Raw genomic sequence first — 21,435 nt, 5'->3', positions numbered from 1 at the left:
GCGCCGCTCGGACAATTCTGATGCCGTCCTTGGGACGACGCATTGTGTCGGAGGGGCTCGGCACGGCGTTCCTTCTCGCTGCCGTGGTCGGGTCCGGTATCATGGCGCAGCGGCTCGCCGGCGGCAACGTCGCGCTCGCGCTTCTCTGCAACACCATCTCCACTGGTGCGATCCTGGTGGTCCTGATCCTGGTCTTCGGGCCGCTGTCGGGAGCGCACTTCAATCCCGCGCTCAGTCTGGCCTTGACCTTGCGAGGCGAACTGACGTGGCGAGCCCTGTGGGCCTATATTCTCGCGCAGATTGCCGGGTCGCTCGCGGGGGTCTTTGCGGCACATTTGATGTTCGATATTCCGCTCTGGCAAGTCTCGCTCACACAACGAACCGGAGCAGGACAGTGGATCGCAGAAGCCGCCGCAACGTTCGGTTTGCTCGTCACGATCTTCGGCTGCGCGAGCCGAACTCCCGCTGTGGTTCCTTACGCCGTTGGCTTGTACGTAACGTCCGCCTACTGGTTCACCGCATCCACTTCGTTCGCCAATCCCGCGGTGACGATCGCACGATCGCTGTCCGACACCTTTGCCGGTATCGCTCCGAGTAGCGTTGTTCCCTTCATCATCGCGCAACTGATTGGGGCCCTTGCGGCCACAACGCTCGCTGCATGGTTATTTAGGAACACCGCCTGAAAGGGCGATGAGATTAGGAAGAAATCGTCATCGCGCTTTAGGTAATTGTTTGAGCATTATCTTTTCGCAAAACACTGCACACGCAGAATGAAGCGAAAGGGTCCGGCGCAGCTGACGTGATCGACAATCTCATTGACGTCAGTCGGCACGTCAATTCTGTCTTCTTGAACTTGCGCTCTGGCTGCTCCTCACACTTACAAACAGGTCGATCGTGCAGCCAATGAATGACGGGGAGGTCGTCGCCGCCCAGATGAGCACGCCACAGCCGCGGCGCCGGCAAGTTCCTGCATTTGGGAAGAAAACCGGAAGATCTTGAGCGCCGTTTGAAAGACGGGGCCCCGATGCCATGAAGCGTTGGTCGTTATGCGGGATGGTCACGCCAAGAAGGGTTGGCGCGATGCTGATTGCGTCACGTAAAGTGCTGAGCGGGGTATCGCCCAAGGCCGGCGTCTTGCAGTTCAGCTTAGGTTCAAAGGAAGAGTCAAGCTGCGGCGCGCTCGACGCAACTTGACCGATGTCACCAACCCGCTCGAAGTACGCCGATATTCTGGTGGTGAGCGTCGGGTCGGCGAAAATCAAGGCAACCTATTCGACAATGACCGACTTAGACCTAGCGAGATTGCGTGGCTGGTCAACATCTGTGCCCATCAGCAACCCGGTATGATACGCCAAGAGCTGCATCGGAATGTCATAAACTATCGGAGTAAAGCTTGCCCCCATGTCAGGCAATACGATGGTCGCGAGCGAGTTCACAGAGGCCGCCTCGGCGCCCTTTGGATCGGTTATTAGGATGATGTTGCCACCTCTTGCTGCAACTTCCTGCATGTTTGAGACCGTCTTTTGGAACAGCGAGTCGGAAGGGGCGATCACCACGACAGGCACACCATCGCTTATCAACGCAAGCGGACCGTGTTTAAGCTCGCCCGCAGCATAGCCGTCGGCGTGGATATAGGCGATTTCTTTCAGCTTCAGCGCTCCTTCCAGCGCCAGCGGAAAGGAGCTGCCGCGACCGAGACATAGCACGCCACGCGACTTGGCGACCTCCCGCGCGAGCTTCTCGATTTGCGGTTCGGTTGTAAGTGCAGCTGTCATCAGGCGAGGAACTTCGCGCAACTCCTGTACGAGCGTGGCCTCGGTGGCCCGGGACAATTCACCACGCGCTCTCCCGTTGGCGATCGCAAGAGCCGCGAGCACGATCAACTGGCACGAGAAGGCTTTGGTCGAGGGGACGCCCATTTCGGGGCCGGCCAGCGTCTGCAGCACGGTCTCGCTCTCTCGCGCAATTGTCGAGCTCGGCACGTTGACCACGGAGAGCGTGCGCAGTCCCTGAGATTTGGCAAAACGCAGCGCAGCCAGCGTATCAGCCGTCTCGCCGGATGCGAAATGAGGATGGCGAGATCGCGCTCGCGCAAGGGCGGTTCCCGGTAGCGTAATTCCGAAGCGACATCGACCTCGACGGGGATGCGGGCCAACCGCTCGAACCAGTATTTGCCGATGTGGCCGGCATGGCGTGCGGTGCCGCAGCCGGTGATCAATATTCGACCAATGTCGTTGAAGTCGAATGGGAGCGTCTGAGGGAATGCGACGCGATCGGCCGACGCGTCGACATAGCGCGCCAGCGTATGGCCGGCGACTTCCGGTTGCCTGTGGATCTCCTTGAGCATGAAAGGACGATAATTTGCCTTTCGGACGAGAGCCGGCGAGGCTCTGCATTTCAGCACCTCGCGATGGGCAATGACGCCTTGCATGTCGTAGATCGTGAAGGAGTTGCGGGTCAGAACGGCCCAGTCGCCGTCTTCCAAATGGGTAATGCTCTCCGTGAAAGGCGCAAGTGCAATCTCATCCGACGCCAGATACATTTCTCCGTCGCCATGGCCGATAGCAAGCGGCGACCCATTGCAGGCCCCGATCAATAAATCGTCGTAGCCCTTGAACAGAAAAACCAGCGCGAACGGACCACGCAGTTTGGGCAGCGAAGCCTTCACCGCGTCCTTAGGCGAATAGCCCTTGATCAAATGGGATTCGACCATGTGAGCGACTACCTCTGTGTCCGTCTCGGAGACGAATTGTGCACCCTTTCGTTCCAACTCGGCGCGCAGCTCTGGATAATTTTCGATTACGCCGTTATGAACGACCGACACATTGTCAGTCGCATGCGGATGGGCGTTCTTCTCGCTTGCCTTTCCGTGGGTGGCGCAGCGGGTATGCCCGATGCCGGTATGCCCCCACACCGGCGCGGCGCGCAGTCGGTTCTCTAACGCCTTGAGCTTGCCCTCGGCGCGCTGTCTGTAGAAATGACCGCCTTCCAGCGTTGCTACGCCTGCAGAGTCATAGCTGCGATATTGTAGCCGCTTCAGGGAAACGATTAATTGCTCGGAGACCGGACGGCGTCCCACAATGCCGACAATTCCGCACATGCAGGTCAATATGCTCCGCAACTAGCGTTGAACCACATCGTCTTTCGAGTCAGGCGGCAAGCTAGAGGGGTTGGCAGGTCAATGAATCCCCCCCCCCCCCATTTGGCTAGCCACGGAGCTGGCAATTTGCATGCCAGTACCGCACGACTTTACAAGCTATTTGGGCCGGTTCCCGGACACGCTGCTAGACGTATATCATACGCTGATCAAGCATTCCGGGGGACTTCTGCTGACGATGGCTCGGCGCCTAAATTGAGCCGCGGGGCCTAGAATGTTCGCTCACGCCGCCAGATACTGACATTCCCCATCGACCTCGTTGCCCGATCTAACATCGCTCCGGTGTGGTGAGTAGCCGAGAGGAATTCACATTCATCGTGTGATACATTCGGTCCACCCATTTCGCCTTGTTATTTTATCGGCGTGGCGGAAGCCCGCGAAGAGGGCGCTGCCGCGCAGTCGCCGGCTGATCATATTCAGCCGTGTGTGGATCAAGACGTGCATGTGCGAAATTCGACAAGACCGCAAGTATTCCGCCGTACGGCGTGAAGTGGTTGTTTTGTCCGCCTGCTACGCAAGTGGCATAAGCCGTTTGTGGCACGCACTTTGCTGAGGTCCTGCGCAAACTCGTTTCAATGTGGCCGTCTGGCAGATAGCGCAGCCCGGAGTTCATATGGCCCTTGCTCGGCTAATCACATCAAGGCCATCGACAGGCCGTGAATTGAAAGCCCGCCGGGTGCGGCGCGATTGCCTTTGTCGTTCGTGCTGTACAGCAGTTGGCCCTTACTCACGCCCTGAGAGTGGTAGCGATGCTTAGGAGTGCGCCGAGCATCACGGACGGCAATCGGCAATCATCGAGCGCGTGCCCACCATCGCTCATGTTCTCGGAGCACCCTCACCGATGTGTTCCCTTAGGGCACGAGGCGCTCTGCGCGTTTTGTGTGAGCATTTTCGCCGAGCGATGTCCATCAGCTAAGGGGCCAGCGCAAGTGCGCCCTGGAATGCACTGAGGCGATCGTTGCCGACTCTCTTGGCTCAGAGCTGGCCACTTGGATTTTGATATGCCGCGACACGAGAGGGATCGAAAATGGCTGTTGTCCGATTTGTATTTGCCGCACTGAAGCCGGGTGTCAGCGCAGCGGAGTATGAACGCTTCGAACGTGAGGTCGACTATGTCGTCGCCAGTAAATTGAAGACTATCGTCAGCTATTCGACGCACCGCATCACGGAAACCGGCGTCGGCATATCAGGCGGGCCGTGGGACTATATCGAGCGCATTGAGGTGACCGATCGCAAAGCCTATCAAGCTGAGCTCGCCGTCGTCGGCAAGAAAATGCTCGAAGAACTCTACGAAAAATATCTCGACAGATCTAAGACAGTTTCGGTCTGGTCAGAACGGATCGAAGCATGAGTCTCGCATCCTCACCGTTCCCAGCCAAAGTTGCGTTGTCCGGCGGTTCTTGCCCGTCACCCGAAGAAAAAACACTGGGTTCGTGCCAACACGGGGACGGCGCCTCGAGAGGCGCGTCCGTGTCCGACAGCGCGGCCCAATTCGATGAATTTGCAAGTCTGCACGAGAATATGACTGAATGGCCCCTTCAAAAATACATCGAAGTGCCGAGCGTACTAGAGGTGATGGGTGACGTTGATGGCTTCTCCATCCTCGATTTTGGGTGCGGCGCGGGGGCATATTCGCGAATACTTAAGCAACGCGGAGCAGCCTCTGTTGTAGGATATGATCCGGCGCCAGGCATGCTAAACTACGCGCGGCGTCGCGCAGAAAAAGAGGGGATCAATCTCTCCTTCGTCACTCATCTCCATGCCAACATGGCAGCCCAATTCGACTTGGTACTTGCATCCTATGTGCTGCCCTATGCCGCCACCAAAAGTGAGCTGGACAGCATGTGCGCCGAAATGGCCGAACTGTTGCGTCCTGGCGGGCGCTTGATATCGTTGTCCACTCATCCAGCTTACAATCCACATCCAAACTGGTACGAACCCTGTGGCTTCAGGCTCGTCGTAGACGATCCTGAGAACCCATATTTAGAAGGTGGGCGTATTAAGGTCGAGTTCTGCAAAAATGGAGAACAAGGCGGCGTATTTGCATGGCATTGGCCCGCTCCCTCTTTGGAGAGTTCATTAGCACAAGCCGGGTTCCGATCATTGAAATGGAGAGAACTGTTTGTGCCCACATGCGCCCGTATAGATCAGCTTCCCACGGAGCTACATGCATATCTCCAAAGCCCGCACGCGATCATCATTGAAGGCGTCCGTGTCCCACGCCATGCGGGGCGACACCCATGACGTTTGTACCATTCAGGAGCAAGTTGTTAGTCCCGTTCTCCTCAGCGGTCGCGGAAGGTCTATGCGGCTTTGACGAGCATGAATGGGATGCCCTCGTCGGTGATAACAATTTCTATAACAGCTACCGGTGGCTGCGAGCGCTCGAACATTCGCTCGGCGCAACGGACGTGCTTGCGGTCCGCGGGGCGGCCGGAGTCGTGGCTGCGTGCACGCTTTGGGAGGGAGACCAATCACCTGGTTTGTTCTTCCTGCCAGATTGCATGGCTGGAATTCCCGGCCGTTGGCAACAAAGTTTTCTCTGGCTGGGTGGTCGGCGCAACACCCACAACGAGATACCCTGCATTCAGGGCAGGCGAAGGTATGAGGCTTTAGGCGAGTTGGGACGCAGCGCTCTAAACTATGCTCAGGAGCGGGGATATGCCGGCGTTGTAGTGCCGTACATGCCCTACCCGGCGGCGGTGGAATTCGCGGAGCACATTGGGGGTACGGTCGTTTTGCATTCTGCCGAAGCGTATCTAGAAGTGCCGGATACAGGGGTGGCCGGGATGATGGCGGCCTCGTGCGCGCATGATCGTAATCAAAGCAAGTCTGAAGTCGCGGCGTTCCGGCGAGCCGGGGGGAAGATCGGATGGGCCTCAGCCGAAGAACTCGATGACTCCATAGTCGCTGATCTCATAACCCAAAACAGGTCTCGACACGGAAGCACCCAGGGTCGCGACTGGATGGAAAGGATACTCGCCGGGCAGAGAAAGGCGGGTGTGTCGAAGTTCGGTGCCGCAGCAATTTCCGAGTGCAACAACGAGATAACCGGGCTTGCTGTTTTCTATCGCTTTGGAACGGCACTTCACTTGCGCTACTTCGGGGCAGACTACAGTCGCGATCTCAAGGATTACAGATATTTCGTCTTATGCTATTACGAGCCCCTCGATTACGCTGCGGCGCGCGGTCTCACAACATTGCGGCTTTCTACCTCCTCGTTACGTGCGAAAGTGAACCGAGGGGCAAAGATCGAGCCGCAGGCCATCGTCATCAAGTGCGTTGGTGAACAGCACATCTGCGGCTCCGACGTCAAGCGGCACAATCTGCGTATGATCAGACAATATCAGAATCAGTTCGCAGGCCATCTTTGCAGGGATTGGGAGTTGGTCGAGCGTTTGCTGGGTGAGTAACTGCGAGATTGAGCAAGATTCGCCGAGGTCTTTGGTCGGGTACGGTGCCCCTCGGCCTAACGCCAGGACTTGGACTGAAGATGCCGCGCTGGTTCTTCAAGCCGGAGCACGACGAAGGCACACTCAAGCAGAAACTGCTGCGCACATTCTGGGATACGGTGCCCGATGACGTCATGACGGCTGACTCGGGGTCTCGAGGGTCGGCAGCGAGCGCTTTTGTGGCACGAAAATTCGCGAGATTTCCGAACGAAATTGGGTAGAGCACGGCAGTCCCGACGACACTCCCGCGTGGCGAGTTGATGGAATCCCTAAGCGAGTTTTCCGGCTTCAAGCAGTGCTTCCTCTCGAGAGGACGTCGGCGCGGCCTGACCTTTTTATGAATTTGGCAAGACGAGAGCCAGACTCGCCGCCAACGATGTCGCCGCCGAGGTCGCCAAACGCAACGAGCCCAAGCTGCGCGCGCGCCTGAAGCCGGATGCGGCCTCGCTCGCGCAGCTGCTCGGCGAGCGGGTCTTCGCCTTCGCCGGAATCGGCGATCCCCAGCACTTCCTCCGCACATTGGAGGCCAGCGGCATCGAGGTCGCGCGCACGCGCCGCTTCGACAATCATCACATGTTCTCGCGCGAGGAACTCGCCGCGCTTGCAGCGGAGGCACAGCGCGAGCAGCTCACGCTGGTGACGACGAAAATGATCTTGCGCGCCTGCATCGCAGCGATGACGTGCCCTACCGGCATCGTCCCATTCGCCGTCCAGCTCGAATTCGACGACCGGGCCAAGCTGCGGCAACTGATCAGCGACCATCTCTACAAGGCCCGCGAGCGGCGTTTTTCCAGACGCTGATCTCGTCGGGTGGGCAAAGCGAAGCGTGCCGACCAACTTCGTTTCGCACTCGCTAAAGCTACCGCTTCAGCAGACAGTCATGCTCACCACACCCCAACGACCATCATTCCTATGATGGTCAGGCACGAGACGCAGGTCACCGTGAAGGTATAGCATTCGGGTGTGTTCATCGCTGTCTCCCAGACTGTTGAATTGCTTGGCCACTACCACGCGGGAGAGATTGCCGGTCTTGGCTGCTTCAATGCGGCGCGCCGCGACCGGTCTTGCGGTATGCCGCCGCCCTCTCGTCGTCACTCTGATCCGAAATAAGGTAGTCCGCTTCGAGTGCTTCAAAGCGTTCAGCTGCGATCAGAAGCTGCTTGCGCATTTCAGCGAGACGGGCGCGGCAATATTCGCGATAGAGCAAGTCCAGTATGATGGGCATGATCACCCCCATCGATTGACTTTGAATTGACAGATATTCCACCGCGGATTTTCGAGGTGATCGTAGCCCGTCAGATGGCTCTTCGATATGAGCCCGTTCACAGACTGCGCCAATTCCAAAGCTCAATGGCCGTTTGGTTGACTTGATTGTCTGTGCGATAAAAAAGAACAGGGCTAATTACCTAACAGGAAGTTTAGCGGCACTGTGTTTCAGCAAGACTTCGTCAAACAACTTAAGGGCGCCGGACCGCGACGAAAATTCCAACCACAAAGCGAAATGACTTACCTCGGAGTGCAAGCACGATTCGATGCAACGCGGATCGACGCGACTGCCTGAAGCAGGCGATCGATCAGAAGGTCGTTGGGGAGTCCAGGAGGAGTTTCATCAAGAGGTGCGTAGGCGGAGATACCACGGAGCAGTGAACCGGTTCGAAAGGCCGGTCGGGGGGCGGTGCTTGCTCTGCGCAAGCGAGAGATCACACCTTTCGTTGATCAGGCTTAGGCGTGATCGGGTGCTCCCGTGAGGCGGCGGCAAGGCTGCCAAGCATCGTTCAGATGATCGGATTATGTCGGGTTAGGATGCGAGCCGGCGGCTCCGAACTCCAGCGGGGCTGCGCGTTTGTCGTTAGGCGCCATTGAGGTCGTTTACTTGGTATCACGTCGATAAGGGCCGTGACTTCCTCTCCCGCTGCATCACCCGGTGGTGTCTCCGCTCCAGCAATGCTTCCGGAGCAATTCCATGATTCCGACCACGCGGATCGAGCATTTTAGGGTCAGCTACCGCCGCCGAGATCCGTGAGGTGAACAAGGTTGTACCTCAAACCAGTCCCCTAGCTGAAATAGCTCAAGGAAGATCACCTGAGGCCTCCGTTGCCGGATTGCTCGAGCTCGATACTTCTTCGTCGCTTAAGGCGCTGCCTAACCGTTCCGGCGCCACTCTCCGCCTTGAGCAGCAGCAAAGGAATTCCCGTGTGGGGCCAGCAGATCGTTGCTGAGAGATCTGCTGATGGCACGAGAATTGTTGCCATAAGCGGAACTGCCGCCTACGATTTAGGTCTGGCCCTGACCGCGAAGATCACCAAGCAGCAGGCGCTTCCTCGTAGCCAACAAGCTTGTCAGCTTTGTCAGCTTCTGGGCAAGCCTTGTCTCCTTCGCGGCCAGCGCCTCCACCGGCTCCTGGCGCTTGGTCGCGTCGAATTGACTCAGCGCGCGACGCTCTCCTCCAACTGAGCACGCCGTCGCTCCATCTTCGTGCACGTGAAGTTCCTGTCCCGGCTGTTCACGGCATTGAACTTGCTGCCATCGGTGGCGGCGCCTCGTCGTTGCCAATAAATCCATCTCTTGGCAGAGTTCGAGGAGCAAAGTGGGGGCGCGACGCTGCCCGCTGGCTCCGCAACCTCGAAGCGCATCTCAGCCAAACCGAGCGAATCGAGAAATACGTCGATCACCCGAACAGGGCCGCTCTCGTCAATGGCGTCATCGAAGTATTCGGGCTAAGCGTTCGCTTTCCAGGATCTACTTCTTCATGAAGCGCCTCATCAATTACCCCGGAAAATCACAGGAGACATAACAGCAGCCCAGTGTTGTCACTGCCAGGACTCGTTGCCGACATTCGCGGAAAAGCGCGCCGGTAACGAAGTCTTTGACTGGCGCTACACATTTAGAGGACTCCACATGAGGGGACTACCAACCTCATTGAAAGCGCGTTGGCCAGCGCGTTCCGGCGCACCGTTCAAGGGATGTCTTTCGAACAAGGCTCGCTACGATCCTCAAGCTCGCCGAGGCCGCCGAGAAAAGCTGCGTCGCGTCGATGGCCACAACCAGTTGACGCAACTCTCCCGCGTTAAATTAGCCAACGGGAATCGAAGTCGCAGACCCGACTCAATCCACTGTCGCCTAGCCCGCTCCGGCACCAACATTCGGCGATAGCACTTTAACCCACGATAAGTCGCACCTTGGATCGAAAGACAAGTAATCGCAAGTTAGTTCTTCACCCGGTTGTACGTCTCGGGCTGTGAAAATTCGGCAATGATCGTCTTGGTATGTGTTTGGTTGATTGCTGTGATTCATGAAACGAGCGTTGTCAGCATTGTACTCTAAAACACCATCATCAACGTCGAGGTCTCTTGGATAGGCGTGCTTATCAAGTAAAGCTTGAAATGTTCGAGGTAAAGTTGCGTACTGTTCAGGTGTCACGGCAATGTCAACGATTGGGTTATGAATCCAAATCAATGCACCTTTAGGCAAAAGAGTAGCGGAGAAAAGTCCAATACCGCCAAACTGGTCTGGCTTCAAAATAGTTTCAACGATCAACACTGACATATCTCCCCAAAGTCGCTAGCACCCTGCAAGCTAACTAACCTGAGCCGTGCAATCTCCTGCATAAATTGGTGGGGTCGTTTAATCGCGTCTCGGTCACAACCTCGATTTTTTTTCAATCTGTGCATCCCTTTCGGTAGCGGCTGCTACCGATGAGGATCTCGGCTGTCGCTCCACGAGGAGATGCTGCAGGACTGGCGCCACGGTTCACCTTCCGCGGCAGCGACGTCGTGGCGATCCTGGAAAGCGCCTGCAAGGAATTGGGGTTCCCGGCAACGATCCGCGTCGATGAAGGCAGCGAGTTCGTGTCGCGCGATCTGGACCTCTGGACCTACCAACGCGGTGTCACGCTGGACTTCTCCAGCCCGGTAAGCCAACCGACAACGCGTTCATCGAAGACTGCGCCTTCCGGGTCGAATGCCTCAACACGCACCGGTTCCTCAGCCTTGCGGACGCCCAAGAAAAAGTGGAGACTACAACGAAGAACGGCCCCATGGCGCCATCGGCAGCAGATCGCCGATTTTGCTGCAAAACCACGTCGGCGCATCCAGCCCGGATGGTCCAAAGGTCGGCCTCGCTGCATAAACCCGAGACTGTAAGCGCTGCTGGATGAAAGTTGAGTGGCAGGTGCGGGACGATTCCACGGCGTATCCAAAAACGCCGACGCGTGACCGATCTGTCGCTGGCGCCGCGTTCGTAGAGCTCGTGGTGATCATCGAACGCTTCCGCTGCGACGCCGTCGTGCGGACGCCAGATCTTCACTGAGCGTTTCGCCGACGGGATATTGGCGTCATCCGCGCGACGCACGGCGCGGCTGGACTCCATGGTCCAGCATCTCGGTCTGGTGCTTAGCGGGTGACGGACAGGCCTTTGCAAAACGGCTGATGCTGCCAGAAAGCAAGGACAAGCCTGTGGGTTTGTCCGACGCCCCAGCTGTTCGCAGGCCGATTTTCTCAAGATCATCGCCAAACTCACCAGGCCCGGCTGGGGGGCATGAACGAATGGCTATGTTCTCCGCGTGGAGACCCCAGAGCGGAGCTGAACGCAGGATAGACTTTCATTTTCCTAAATAAGGCTCACCTCAAGTGATCACGGCCAGCAGTTAATCGAACCATCGACCAGTGCCTGCCTTATTTGTTCGGCCCGTTCCTTGGACAGCTTCTCGGCCAAGCTGTGGTCCTTTAACAGCGCCGGCCCCTTGCGTTCTCGATCATAAACCATCCAGCCGGTGGTCCCCCTTCGAACGAGGAACCTGGACTGTTGCGGAGGTAATTCGTGGATCAACAGTTCCTCCTACATTGACCTGTTACGAAATCGCGTCGGGTGTCCCAAGGAAAGACGACACTCGTGTCACGAAAATACGCCGCGCCCTTTATGCCTGAGCCGGGACACTGAAATTTCCCACGCAACAAACGCACTGCACGCCCTGTGCCACTGGCCGAGGCATCTTTCGATGCGGCGTTCATCTATCCTCACCGCCGCAGACGGGGACAAGCAAACGCCTCGTGAAATTGATCCCTCGCCCGAGGCCAGACGGGCCTATGACCCCGGCCGGGTGGCCGGATCGGCCGTGAAGGCTTGGATCAGCTAAGGCATAGATTTGGTGCTGCGATCGTCAATTTAGGCCGGCAGGAAGTCCGAAACGCCTCGCCGGCTTGCGTAAACGAGCTTTGGTCTACGACTTGTCTCGGATCAAGTGCGACGTGAAGGCGTTCACACATGATGAACGATATGACTTAGATGGAGGTAGCAGCTTCGGTCGAGATCGCCGAAAGTTGGTGACGGCGGGAATCGAAAAGGCGGCATATCGTGGGTGCTTGACGCCTCCACTTCTTCACCGAAGGACCGATATGCCCTATCCAAAGACAACATTATCAAGTTGATTCCGCCAGGAACCGTCGCCGATCAACTCACAAAAGTCTTGCGCAACTGGGCACGTCCATCTCGCTCAGGCGATCGAAGCCGAGGTCGCGGACTATCTCGGCAAGCATCCCGATTTGAAGGACCGCGGCCGGCCACCAGCGCATCGCCCGGCACGGTCACCTGCCAGAGGGGGAGGTGACGACCGGTATCGGTCCGGTCGCTATCCGCCAGCCGCGCGTGCGCGATCGCCAGGGGGTCGCCTCCGATTCCCGACCGCATCCGGTTCTCACCGTCGATGATCCTTCCACCCTACATACGCCGTTCGAAGTTGATCGAGACGCTGCTGCCTATCCTTTACCTGAAGGGGATCTCGACTGGCGACGCCTCGGAAGCGCTGGCTGCGCTGCTCGGCAAGGATGCTGCCGGATTGTCGGCCTCGGCGATCGGTCGCCTAGGGATGGCTAGCTCGACGAGCACACCGCGTGCCAGAAGCGCGTCGGCGAAACGCTACGTCTACATCCGCGCTGATGGCCTCCATCTCGAGGCCCGGCTCGAGGACGAAAAGCAGTGCATCCTCGTGTTGATCGGCGCGACGCCGGAAGGCCGAAGGAACTGGTTGGCTTGACCGATGGCGCACTCGGGCTCGGGAAGGTGGCCGGCGGGGTCTGGCCGAAAACGCGCGAGCAGCGCTCCTGGGTGCACAAGTCCCGCGAACGTGCCCGCCAAGCTGTCAAAGGGCCCGCAGTTGAAAGCCAAGCGCGCGTTGGCAGGAAATCTGGATGGCTGAAACGAAGGTCGTCCCCGAGCTGGCGTTCGACGCCTTCATCGAGAGCTACGCGCTGAAATACGAGAAGGTGGCCGACTGCCTGAGCAAGGACCAAGACACGCTGCTCGCCTTCTAAGACTTCGCCGCCGAGCACTGTGACATTCAACGACGGGATCGAGGTCATCGCCAAACCGGCCGACCGTCAGCCCATAATCGCCGCCGCTGACCGGCATCGCCGTCACCAAATTTGGCGATAGCTCGCTTCGGTCCCCGAGATCCTGATGTCAAAGAGTTCAAAGCCGGAGCTGCGACAGACAACGCCACGGTTATGCACTAATCTTGAAGGTTCAGCGACATCTGCGTCAAAAAACAAGAAAGGCGTTGCTGGCCGGCTTTCCGCCGAAGCGCTGAATGCAGATGTCAAGAGCTATAACCAGGACACAAGCGGTGGCGGCAACGTCGGGCAGCACTGGCTCAGCTGTGGAAGTCGTCGATCGGCGCTAAAACGATGGAGATCGGTATCCGACCATTGCTGATCCCGAAGATACGGCACTGACAGACTCGAGGCGGATCGACGACGCCGCTGCGCAGCGCAGCGTTGGCCAAAATAGCATTCTGCGGAAGGCCGCGACCAGGATGTGCATCTGGGCTAATGGACGACCACACCCGCTAAGCTCGGCCGACGCGTGTTCAACAGGGCGCCGGAAGCAGCCTCTTTACTCCGAGGATTTCCCCTGTCTCGGGACTTGAGGAGGCCCTGATTAATGGCAATGCTGTAAAACGCAACGGCAATAACACCGTAGGTGTTCTTCGCAGCTTGGTCCCGGCTCTCGGCAAAGATCAAAGGGCGATGGCTATGCGGCTCGCCGAGGAGCCGCACAGCGATGATGGCGCAAGTTAATCGGGCCGAGTAGCGCTCTCCCGCACAGCCGGTCCCGAGCCAAGCACGCAATCGTCGCTGGAGCCAGCTATGGTCCATTAACAAGCCCAATACCGGACCTATGTGGACGGGCTGCTAGCGTCGGGAGTGTGCGCGGCGTCTACTCTCGTGGGTGATGGATGAGCCGAACGTCATTGGGCCCCCCCGGCCCCAGGAGGGCGGTGTAGAGCTCGCCGCGAATGTCGTATTGCTTTTCCGGCTGCGCCGCGTCCGGCAAGAGGCCCCAGCGGCCGAGCTTCGAACGCATCGTGTCCGAGGCGGGTTGGGTGCCGTGCGAAAAATTCTCCGGAACAGCGAATGATGCAGCATAAATTTCGCGGGCCGCCGGGGATGTCCTGTCAGCCCTGGAGGACGCCGGGGCGGCTTGCTGCATCGAACGTCCAAGCAGCGCTGGTGAGACTCGATTCGCTGGCTGTGCGCTGGGCTGCGGAACGTATTCCTGTCGAGATCCGAGAGGAATGGCAGGGCCTGGCGCATTGAGTGGGGTGCTTGGCCTCATCGCCGCCGCGGGCACGAATAGCGCCGTGTAGCGGTCATTGTGAACGATAAAGCTGTTTGGTGGGCTGTCCTGACTCGGCGGGATGCCGCTACCGTCAAGCGCAGCCGACGCGTGCTGGTTGCCCTGCCTGAAGTTGAAGGGATGGACAACCGCTCCTAAATTCAGGGTCTGCTCATGGCGCGCGGTTGGCTCGAGAGACGATGATGGGCCGGCGTCTTGCACCATCGCCCACAGCTGATCCTGATCGTAACCTTCCTCAGGAAGGACCAATGGTGAACCGACCGCTGGCCCGAAAGGCGACGGTGCGCCGGCGTTTTCCATCAGCACACGAGCCATTGAATTGCCCGGCTCGCTCAGCTGGCGCTCAATGGCATCCAGTTCCGCATGGCTTAGCGTCCTCTGCCTCTTCGCAGGCCTCAACTGCCCGCTGTAATCCTCACCCATGAGGGGCGCGTGACTTGAAAGGGGGGCGCTCCCGGTCAGCTCGTTCGGAGCCGGCTGGTAGCCGTCGCTCCAGTTGAAGTGACGAACGGCTTCTCCGAGATCCGGTGCTTGGTGATCGTGCGCGGTTGGCTTGAGAGACGATGCTAGGACGGATTCGCCGATCATCCCTCGCAGCGAATCCTGATCGTGACCTTCCGCAGTCAGCTCGCTCGGCCAACTCGAAGCCTCCCGCGCGTTGTGCTGCGCAGCGACGTGCCCGACGCCTCTGGTGACTGCGTCTTCGGGATGAGGACCGCTGGCCCCAAGTTCCAACGCCTCGGTAAGTCTACGGTCTTCGTCAGGCAGATGAGGATAGTAGCGATCTGGAGAAACAGGAACCCCTGCGACGGCAGTGGTATCAAGCTGCGGGACTTCATCCAAGTACGGCTCAAACTCCGCTTGCTGCTGTTGCGGTTGTGTCACCGCGTCGTTGTAAGCAGCCCGGTCGAATGGGTTGATGCTGTTAAATGGGTCCATATCCCCTCCCTTTGGGTCGGTTCGCAATCCTGAGCAGATCCGCTCTCTGTTCTCCCTCTATTAGGATCAGCTGTCGACAAGCTGACGCGCTTGGAGACTTGAGTGAGCCAAAATGGCCAATCCGACTGCCACACTCACCCGAGGCACGCGCCAAGGATCGCCGGATTGCATTTTTCCGAAACACTGGCTGGGTGAGTCGGAGCTGGCACCAACAGATTCTATTTCGTGGAGTAGCATCATAGGGCCTACTAAAGTGTGTACTGAGCTGCGAAGTGTTCTGGACGATGCGTCTGGATGGTGCCCGAACCGAGGCGGACCCCTCCGATGAAGGCATGCCTTGCCAAGAAGGTCTTAATTCTGGCGGCAGAGGGTGAATCGGATCCCGGCCATCTTGGCGCGTGTCGCGGTGGGACAGTGCAGGAATCCTTTGCGGCTGCGACCGATCTGAAGGAGGACGCGACGTGCGACATGTGCGGTCGCCAGGAGGGGCTTGAATTGATGCACTCGCAAGGTATCATCCATCGAAACCCCGGTGATGGTTGGTTCGTCGCGCGGCGAAGTGAATATGTCAGCGCCACGGTTGCGCCGGGCGCTCTCGGCAAATCGTCGCTCATCATTACCGAAATGCTCTCGATGGTCTCAGGCCAGGCGTTACTCGGCACGGCTTCAGAGCAGCTTCGCGTCTGGCACTTCAACCTCGAAGACCCTGCCATGGAAACGACGCGCCGCATACAAGCCACCGCTAAGCAGTTTGAACTCTCTGAACATCATCTTGGTGATCGGCTGTTTGTCGATCACGGCCGCGAACGCCCCCTCGTCATCGCCAAAACGGAAGGCCGCGACACCGTGATCTGCACGCCAGTCGTGGACGCGCTGATTGCAGAGATCGAAGAGCGCGGCATCGACGTGGTGATCGTCGATCCGTTCATTTCGTCGCATAAGGTTCCGGAGAACGACAATAACGCCATCGACATGGTGGTGAAGGAATGGGACAAAGTCGCCGACAAGGGCAATTGCGCCGTTGAGTTGGTCCACCACGTTCGGAAGGGCGAGCAGGAGGTTACGGTGCAGAGCGCGCGCGGCGGCGTCGCGCTGACGGACGGTTGCCGCTCCGCCCGCGTGCTCAATAGCATGACCGAAGCTGAAGCTAAGAACGCAGGCGTCGATCATCATGGATTGTATTTCTCAGCCTATGCCGACAAGGCCAACCTAACCGAGCCAGCCGACAAGCGGGATTGGTTTGAGCTGGTTTCGGTCGATCTCGACAACAACCCGTTGAGCCGGGTCAGCGGCAATCCGTTCGATCATCTGAAGGGCGACGATATCGGCGTTGCGACGCGCTGGGAGTGGCCTGACCTGCTGGCCGGGGTTACGGCGTCGGATTTTGAGTGGTGCGCGCTGGCGATCAAGCAGGGCCAGTGGCGGGCCGACCAACGGGCGGACGGCTGGGTTGGCATCGCAGTCGCCAAAACGCTGGGTCTCAGCCTTACCGACAAGCAGGACCGGGCTAAAGTCGTGGCGCTGCTCAAGACATGGCGCGAGACGGGCGCCTTGGTCGAGGTCGAGCGGCCTGATGAGCGCCGCAAGCCGAAGAAGTTCATTGAGGTGGCCGACGACGACTAGGGGCGCTGGCTGCTCCAGTTGACCGGAGCAGAACCGGAGCGACTGGCGCACCTGATCTGCTCCGCTCCAGTTAAATCCCTTTAGGGATTAACTGGAAGTGGAGCAACAGATCGGGGGCTGGATGACTGGAGCAGATTGGGCGTCGGAACGAGAAATCAATATAGGGGCGCGCGCCGCACCTTGGCTGGCCGAGACAGGATGCCGTTTCTCGCCCCCTGAAGTGCCAAAATTGATCCAAAAATCGCATGAAAGGCATTCATCGTTTGATATTTAGTTGGCCTACCAAGAACTGGAGGGCCATCATGGAACTGGTAACGGTACATTTTGACGATCCCGCCTTAGCGAGTTCGATCTGCATTGCTGTCGAGAGCGCCGCTCCAAACGCGTCGATCCATCATTTTACCGGCGGACTGAAGCCTGAAGCGCCCCCGGCGGCGGCAGGCGACTTCGATCCGCAGTTGATTGAGCGGCTGGTAAAGATCGTTCAAACCGTGCCTAAGCACATCCGACTTGGCCTGCTGTACGGAGACGACTCATGCAGCATGTCTCACGGCGACGCGCGGTACAGCATTCGGCCAGAGACCATCGCCCTTTCGCGCAGGCTCAAACCCCTCTTCCCACATCTCGCCTCGCCCATTGACGCGCTGGTTGTGCGACGGCGCGAGTACTTTTTTGAAGGAAGCTACAAGGGCATCCGATACATTCCGACCCCGCTCGGAGTGGCGGTGCGCGAGGCCTTGAAGGCTCAAGAGGTCGCGTAATCACATTCGCCGAATGCAAGTCAAAAGAAACGGAGCCGGTCTCCCGGCCCCGTATACCTTATCGAAGGTGAACCCTGACTGCCGAAAGCAGCAGCAGGAAAATCACCGGGTCAACTTCAACATGAAGCCAGATCATCGGATTGCTTTCCATGTCAGGCTCATAGCCACGAGCAGTTAAGACCGTGGTGGTGCACTCACCCTCGCTGACGTCCATCTGCGCAAACGGACGGTTTTGTCTTTCGCTGGCGCTGCTCTTGGCGTGGTTGGCGTGCGGGCTGTTCGAGCTTATCCACTCACTGCTGGACGAAGGGGCCTAGCTGGCAGGACCCGTACCGCGATCGGTCCCTCTCGCCGCGAAGGACATGAATGCGGCACGTACGATCCAAGATGCGACCAGCACTCCAATCGAGATAGCAACGGCAAAGTACCAAGGTTGGTAGAAAAGGGCACGACCATCAGAATAAGCGTTGCCAGCGTCAGGAGCTGGCTCTCTGCCATGTAGCTTGCAAAGTTGTGCATAATCGTTTCCCCCAGTTAGCGACTATGAGCTTCGCTGAACGCCAGAAGCGAGGCAACTGGTAGTCTGCGCGTCCGGTCGTCTTTGCCTTGTCAGGACACTTCATGACCCTTGAATTGATGCCTCGACTGGCTCAACTGACGAAGGTCCACGGCGCAATTTTGGACGCCGAAGACCTTGTGATCCAGTGCGCCACGAATGCCGTACAGCGCGCCGATCTGAAGATGCCTGTCTTGGATGCGCTGAAGCTCTTTGAATGGCTTTCGCGACTTCCTTATTCGATCACGTTGGACCCGAACGAATATTTCGTAACGTACGATTACATGCCGCTATTGGCTCAACTCACCAAAGCCCACGGCATGGTCCTTCACGGCAGTGAGGTAATAGTTCAATGCGCGACCGCGACGGCGGGGTGGGCCGATGTAATGATGCCGGTGGAGGAGGCGCTCAAACTGCGTGGAGTACTTGCGACGATGCTGGATGCGTTCGCAACTCCAAAGAAGGCAAGCGTCGGACGGCACGAGCACGTTCTACGTTTCCCTCGACCAATCAGTTTGGTTGCTATTCTGGAGATTAAGAGATTTCATTATCGTGCCAATCGATACATGCAGGCTCTCAGCCGAGAGGAATTGGAGCAACGACTGCATGATGTAATAGCAAACGTTATCACGCTCGGTGATGACGGGAAATACACCTTGATAAAGCCAAGGCGGGATGGAATGCATTCGCCGACCCGCAATATTGATTTCCTGTCTCTCTATACTGAATTGGCCGAGGAATTTCTCATTCGCGGATTACTTGACGGTGAGAAATCAGCTAACCCGCCGGAAAAAATCAGGCGCTTAGCCGACGAAAGCTGGTGTCGTAGGGCGGATTGGGTGGATGCTTCCCAGTATTCTCGCGAAAGCTATTTTAATGCGCCAAAGATGCTCTTCAAATTTGGAAAGACCGAGCACATGCGCGCCCTGTATGAAAGAGGCGAACTGCTTGTCCGGCCTGCCTCATATTTCGCAGGCGCCGAGGGCTTAGCACGTCAGGACAATGAACTGACGATGAGTTGGTATCGTGACGGGCGAAAGCTAGAGTTTTCTACTAGCGATTATTATTGTTGGTGCTGCGCTTCCGTTTACGACTATCGCTTGTTTATGGATTTCCAGAGCGACGCTTGTGTGGCAATAAATGACCTCGACAGCTTCATCGAGAGATTTGCGAAAGCAGTGGCGGCACAGGTGTCAGGCGTGGAACGCGTGCGTCTCATACCGGCGTACTACTACGACCCGCTTTCAGTTTCAGATGACCCGGTCGAATTCGCTGCCGTTCAAGATGAAGCAATCCAGTGCGCGAAGCACTTTCGGTTTGCATATCAGTGGGAATTCCGAGTTGTCATCACGCGGTCCACTCCCGCTCCCATGCAAGCATTCAAGCTTGATATGGGGTCGCTGCGGGACATCGCGGAGTTGGTCGTTGCGCCGGGTTCATGAGCGCCGAAACGGCAAGGAGTAATTGTGAAGCCAGAATATTTCCTGAGCGTGGTTGTCGGCCGAAATATTGATTTGCTCAGGGAGAAACCCGGTCGGCTGGCCTCGGCCGTGAACATCTTGCTTACGCTCGATGCATTTGTCGGAATTCTTCATGCAGCCTTGGTGGCCGCTGGCGTGTCCGTACCGGATAAAGACGATGAGTTTCGGGACGTTCTTGCAGCGCAAAATGAGGATTATCGCATCGTTCGCGATGCCGCGTTCGCAATTAAGCATGGTCAGTTAACTGGCAGAAAATCGCGGATTGTCACAAACTCCAAACAGATGGCGATTTACGGAGCTGTTTTTGAAGAAGCTGTTTTTCAGGACGGGGTTTTCGAAATGGGCGCAGCTCGCATTGAAGTTGACAGCACGAGCGTTGACGTGGTGGAAGTCGCCGAGCGTGTGATCACATTCCTGTATGAAATTCTAGAGCAGACAAGCGGCGGACAGCGCCAATAGTCGCTTTTGAAATGATTTAATCGAAGGGGAGAGTTGGTCCTATGCAGCAATTGGACACGAAAGCGAAACGTAGCGAGTTTCAGCAAAAGGCAGATAAACGCGCTCGTCACCATGCACCTCAAATCGAAGAGATCGTGCCGATCGTGATCGAGGCTGTCTACGAATTTGCTGATCCGGGGAGTGGAAGGCTAGCCGGACGTAGCGGCTGGGCGGCGTTTGGGGGCCGTCGCGTGTGGGGCGGCTACAAAAATAAGAAAATCGAGTTTCGCGAGGAAAATCGCCTCGGCCGCGCCGTTGCGCGGTTTGATAATGGTTCCTCAAAGAGCGAGGTGGAGCGACAAGTTCGCGGTTTTCGACGCCGAAAGTGAGGGCGGTGTTCGGACGAGGAGAGAAAACCTCATGCGTCCAATGGTGTAGGTCGGCTACAAATGTCCGAATAGCCATTGTAATTGTTGCGCGGCCGACACCCTTCCAAGCTAAAGGCCCGTCGCTTGAATTGGGCCACCGGGACCGTCGCAAAAATCGTCGATAGCGCGTCGTCGAGGCCATGACGGATATCTCAGCGCCTCGTTATCCTGGAAGCCACGCAGAAGGGCGATCTCGACATAACGGAATGGCTAGAGTGGTTTCTCGATTGCCTTGATCGCGCCTTCGATCGCCCCGACGTCATTCTTGGATCGGTTCTCAGGAAGGCCCGCTTCTGGAAGAAGCATGCCGATCAAAGCTTCAATGACCGCCAGCGCACCATGATCGAGCGTCTGTTTGAGGGCTTCGAGGGCAAGCTCAACTCATCAAAGTGGGCCAAGCTGACCAAGTCCTCACAGGACACTGCCCTACGCGAATCGAAGACCTCGTTGCCAAGGGGATACTCGTGAAAGACCCTGCTGGCGGCCGTAGCACGACCTATTCGCTCGTGGATGGAGATGCGTGATAGACGGACGGAACTGGCCTCCGGCGATACGGCTATTTGTGCCCGTGAACTAACGGCGCAAAGAGATTTGCCAGATCAGTATCACTAAACTTGTCGGGCTCTTGCGTGCCTTGGAATTCGAAAGGCACTATGACCTTCAAGCGTGTTCGAAACGGATACGTATTAGGTGCCAAGGAGACACTAGAAGTGTCCGTGACATGTTCGAGCGCGTCATCAAACGGTTTCAGGCGGCTCTCAGCAGGTAACGAGCTTTTCCACCACAACTCTCGCCGTCCCGATTGTTGGTGCAAGCCCTGGTTTCCAGTCGGGGGAGGCTTGGGGGGCTCTGCCGTTGCTCAAGCTGCTTCCGGAGGTGGACGGAAAATCCAAGTCCGATGACCCCTTTACAATCGGTGGGCTTCCAAAAGCTCCTCAAACGACAGCGTGTTGGGCTGGGGCGGGGGG

The 21,435-nt window shown here is 57.7% G+C and carries 15 protein-coding genes and 3 pseudogenes; 13 read left to right on the top strand and 5 right to left on the bottom strand.

Going from position 1 to position 21,435, the window contains the following annotated elements; translation table 11 throughout:
* Window positions 1-20: 20 nt before the first annotated feature.
* A complete protein-coding gene (locus tag I6F36_RS37445) occupies window positions 21-683 on the top strand; it encodes an MIP/aquaporin family protein (protein WP_225173198.1) in 663 nt (220 codons plus the stop codon).
* A gap of 150 nt (window positions 684-833) precedes the next feature.
* Here I6F36_RS37445 and I6F36_RS37440 read toward each other — a convergent pair whose 3' ends face one another.
* Window positions 834-1,262 carry a hypothetical protein gene (locus I6F36_RS37440; protein WP_225173193.1) on the bottom strand — a complete coding sequence of 143 codons (429 nt, stop codon included), beginning with the start codon at window positions 1,260-1,262 and terminating at the stop codon, window positions 834-836.
* A 6-nt stretch (window positions 1,263-1,268) separates the two neighbouring features.
* Window positions 1,269-3,100 (bottom strand): annotated as a pseudogene (gene glmS / locus I6F36_RS37435) (glutamine--fructose-6-phosphate transaminase (isomerizing)).
* Window positions 3,101-4,184: 1,084 nt separating this feature from the next.
* On the opposite strand from glmS, the gene I6F36_RS37430 reads away from it, so the two are divergent.
* The 4 genes from I6F36_RS37430 (at window position 4,185) to I6F36_RS37415 (ending at window position 7,410) form a co-directional block, all read left to right on the top strand.
* Window positions 4,185-4,508, top strand: coding sequence for a hypothetical protein (locus tag I6F36_RS37430; RefSeq protein WP_225130111.1), 324 nt, complete (start codon window positions 4,185-4,187; stop codon window positions 4,506-4,508).
* Between the two features lie 119 nt (window positions 4,509-4,627).
* Complete coding sequence (locus I6F36_RS37425) at window positions 4,628-5,401, top strand: class I SAM-dependent methyltransferase (protein ID WP_225130109.1); 774 nt, start codon at window positions 4,628-4,630, stop codon at window positions 5,399-5,401.
* Window positions 5,398-6,570, top strand: coding sequence for a peptidogalycan biosysnthesis protein (locus I6F36_RS37420; RefSeq protein ID WP_225144552.1), 1,173 nt, complete (start codon window positions 5,398-5,400; stop codon window positions 6,568-6,570). Before I6F36_RS37425 ends, I6F36_RS37420 begins: the two co-directional genes overlap by 4 nt.
* A gap of 453 nt (window positions 6,571-7,023) precedes the next feature.
* The gene (locus I6F36_RS37415; RefSeq protein WP_225173197.1) at window positions 7,024-7,410 is read left to right on the top strand and encodes a tetraacyldisaccharide 4'-kinase; all 387 of its coding nucleotides are present in this window, start codon (window positions 7,024-7,026) and stop codon (window positions 7,408-7,410) included.
* Window positions 7,411-7,648: 238 nt separating this feature from the next.
* Here the strand turns inward: I6F36_RS37415 and I6F36_RS37410 are convergent, their stop codons facing one another.
* Window positions 7,649-7,876: a hypothetical protein gene (locus tag I6F36_RS37410; RefSeq protein WP_225144553.1), complete on the bottom strand. Its 228-nt coding sequence runs from the start codon at window positions 7,874-7,876 to the stop codon at window positions 7,649-7,651.
* 926 nt (window positions 7,877-8,802) lie between these two features.
* Between I6F36_RS37410 and I6F36_RS37405 the strand changes: the two genes are divergently transcribed.
* Window positions 8,803-9,063, top strand: a complete 261-nt coding sequence (locus tag I6F36_RS37405) for a hypothetical protein (RefSeq protein ID WP_225130135.1) — start codon at window positions 8,803-8,805, stop codon at window positions 9,061-9,063.
* A 666-nt stretch (window positions 9,064-9,729) separates the two neighbouring features.
* Here the strand turns inward: I6F36_RS37405 and I6F36_RS37400 are convergent.
* Window positions 9,730-10,155 (bottom strand): SET domain-containing protein, encoded by a 426-nt coding sequence (locus I6F36_RS37400; RefSeq protein ID WP_225130104.1) that lies wholly within the window; start codon window positions 10,153-10,155, stop codon window positions 9,730-9,732.
* A 191-nt stretch (window positions 10,156-10,346) separates the two neighbouring features.
* On the opposite strand from I6F36_RS37400, the pseudogene I6F36_RS37395 reads away from it, so the two are divergent.
* Both I6F36_RS37395 and I6F36_RS37390 read left to right on the top strand, forming a co-directional pair.
* A pseudogene (locus I6F36_RS37395) lies at window positions 10,347-10,737 on the top strand (integrase core domain-containing protein); the annotation flags it as partial.
* A gap of 1,228 nt (window positions 10,738-11,965) precedes the next feature.
* Window positions 11,966-13,038, top strand: a pseudogene (locus I6F36_RS37390) (transposase).
* Window positions 13,039-13,821: 783 nt separating this feature from the next.
* On the opposite strand, the gene I6F36_RS37385 reads toward I6F36_RS37390, so the two are convergent.
* Window positions 13,822-15,180, bottom strand: a complete 1,359-nt coding sequence (locus tag I6F36_RS37385) for a hypothetical protein (RefSeq protein ID WP_225173192.1) — start codon at window positions 15,178-15,180, stop codon at window positions 13,822-13,824.
* A 324-nt stretch (window positions 15,181-15,504) separates the two neighbouring features.
* Here I6F36_RS37385 and I6F36_RS37380 point away from each other — a divergent pair, with 324 nt between their 5' ends.
* From I6F36_RS37380 to I6F36_RS37360, 5 genes are all read left to right on the top strand, one after another.
* Window positions 15,505-16,803: an AAA family ATPase gene (locus tag I6F36_RS37380; protein ID WP_225173191.1), complete on the top strand. Its 1,299-nt coding sequence runs from the start codon at window positions 15,505-15,507 to the stop codon at window positions 16,801-16,803.
* A gap of 302 nt (window positions 16,804-17,105) precedes the next feature.
* Window positions 17,106-17,564 carry a hypothetical protein gene (locus tag I6F36_RS37375; RefSeq protein ID WP_225173190.1) on the top strand — a complete coding sequence of 153 codons (459 nt, stop codon included), beginning with the start codon at window positions 17,106-17,108 and terminating at the stop codon, window positions 17,562-17,564.
* A gap of 621 nt (window positions 17,565-18,185) precedes the next feature.
* Entirely contained in the window at window positions 18,186-19,562 is a 1,377-nt protein-coding gene (locus tag I6F36_RS37370) for a hypothetical protein (protein ID WP_225173189.1), read from the top strand.
* A gap of 24 nt (window positions 19,563-19,586) precedes the next feature.
* Window positions 19,587-20,060, top strand: a complete 474-nt coding sequence (locus I6F36_RS37365) for a hypothetical protein (protein ID WP_225173188.1) — start codon at window positions 19,587-19,589, stop codon at window positions 20,058-20,060.
* Window positions 20,061-20,101: 41 nt separating this feature from the next.
* Window positions 20,102-20,428 (top strand): hypothetical protein, encoded by a 327-nt coding sequence (locus tag I6F36_RS37360; RefSeq protein ID WP_225130092.1) that lies wholly within the window; start codon window positions 20,102-20,104, stop codon window positions 20,426-20,428.
* Window positions 20,429-21,435 lie beyond the last annotated feature (1,007 nt).

Origin of the sequence: Bradyrhizobium sp. BRP19 (assembly GCF_020194195.1) — a bacterium.
Taxonomy (GTDB): domain Bacteria; phylum Pseudomonadota; class Alphaproteobacteria; order Rhizobiales; family Xanthobacteraceae; genus Bradyrhizobium; species Bradyrhizobium yuanmingense.
Note: the sequence above shows the minus strand (reverse complement) of the source record. Positions and strands in the feature narration are given on the sequence as shown.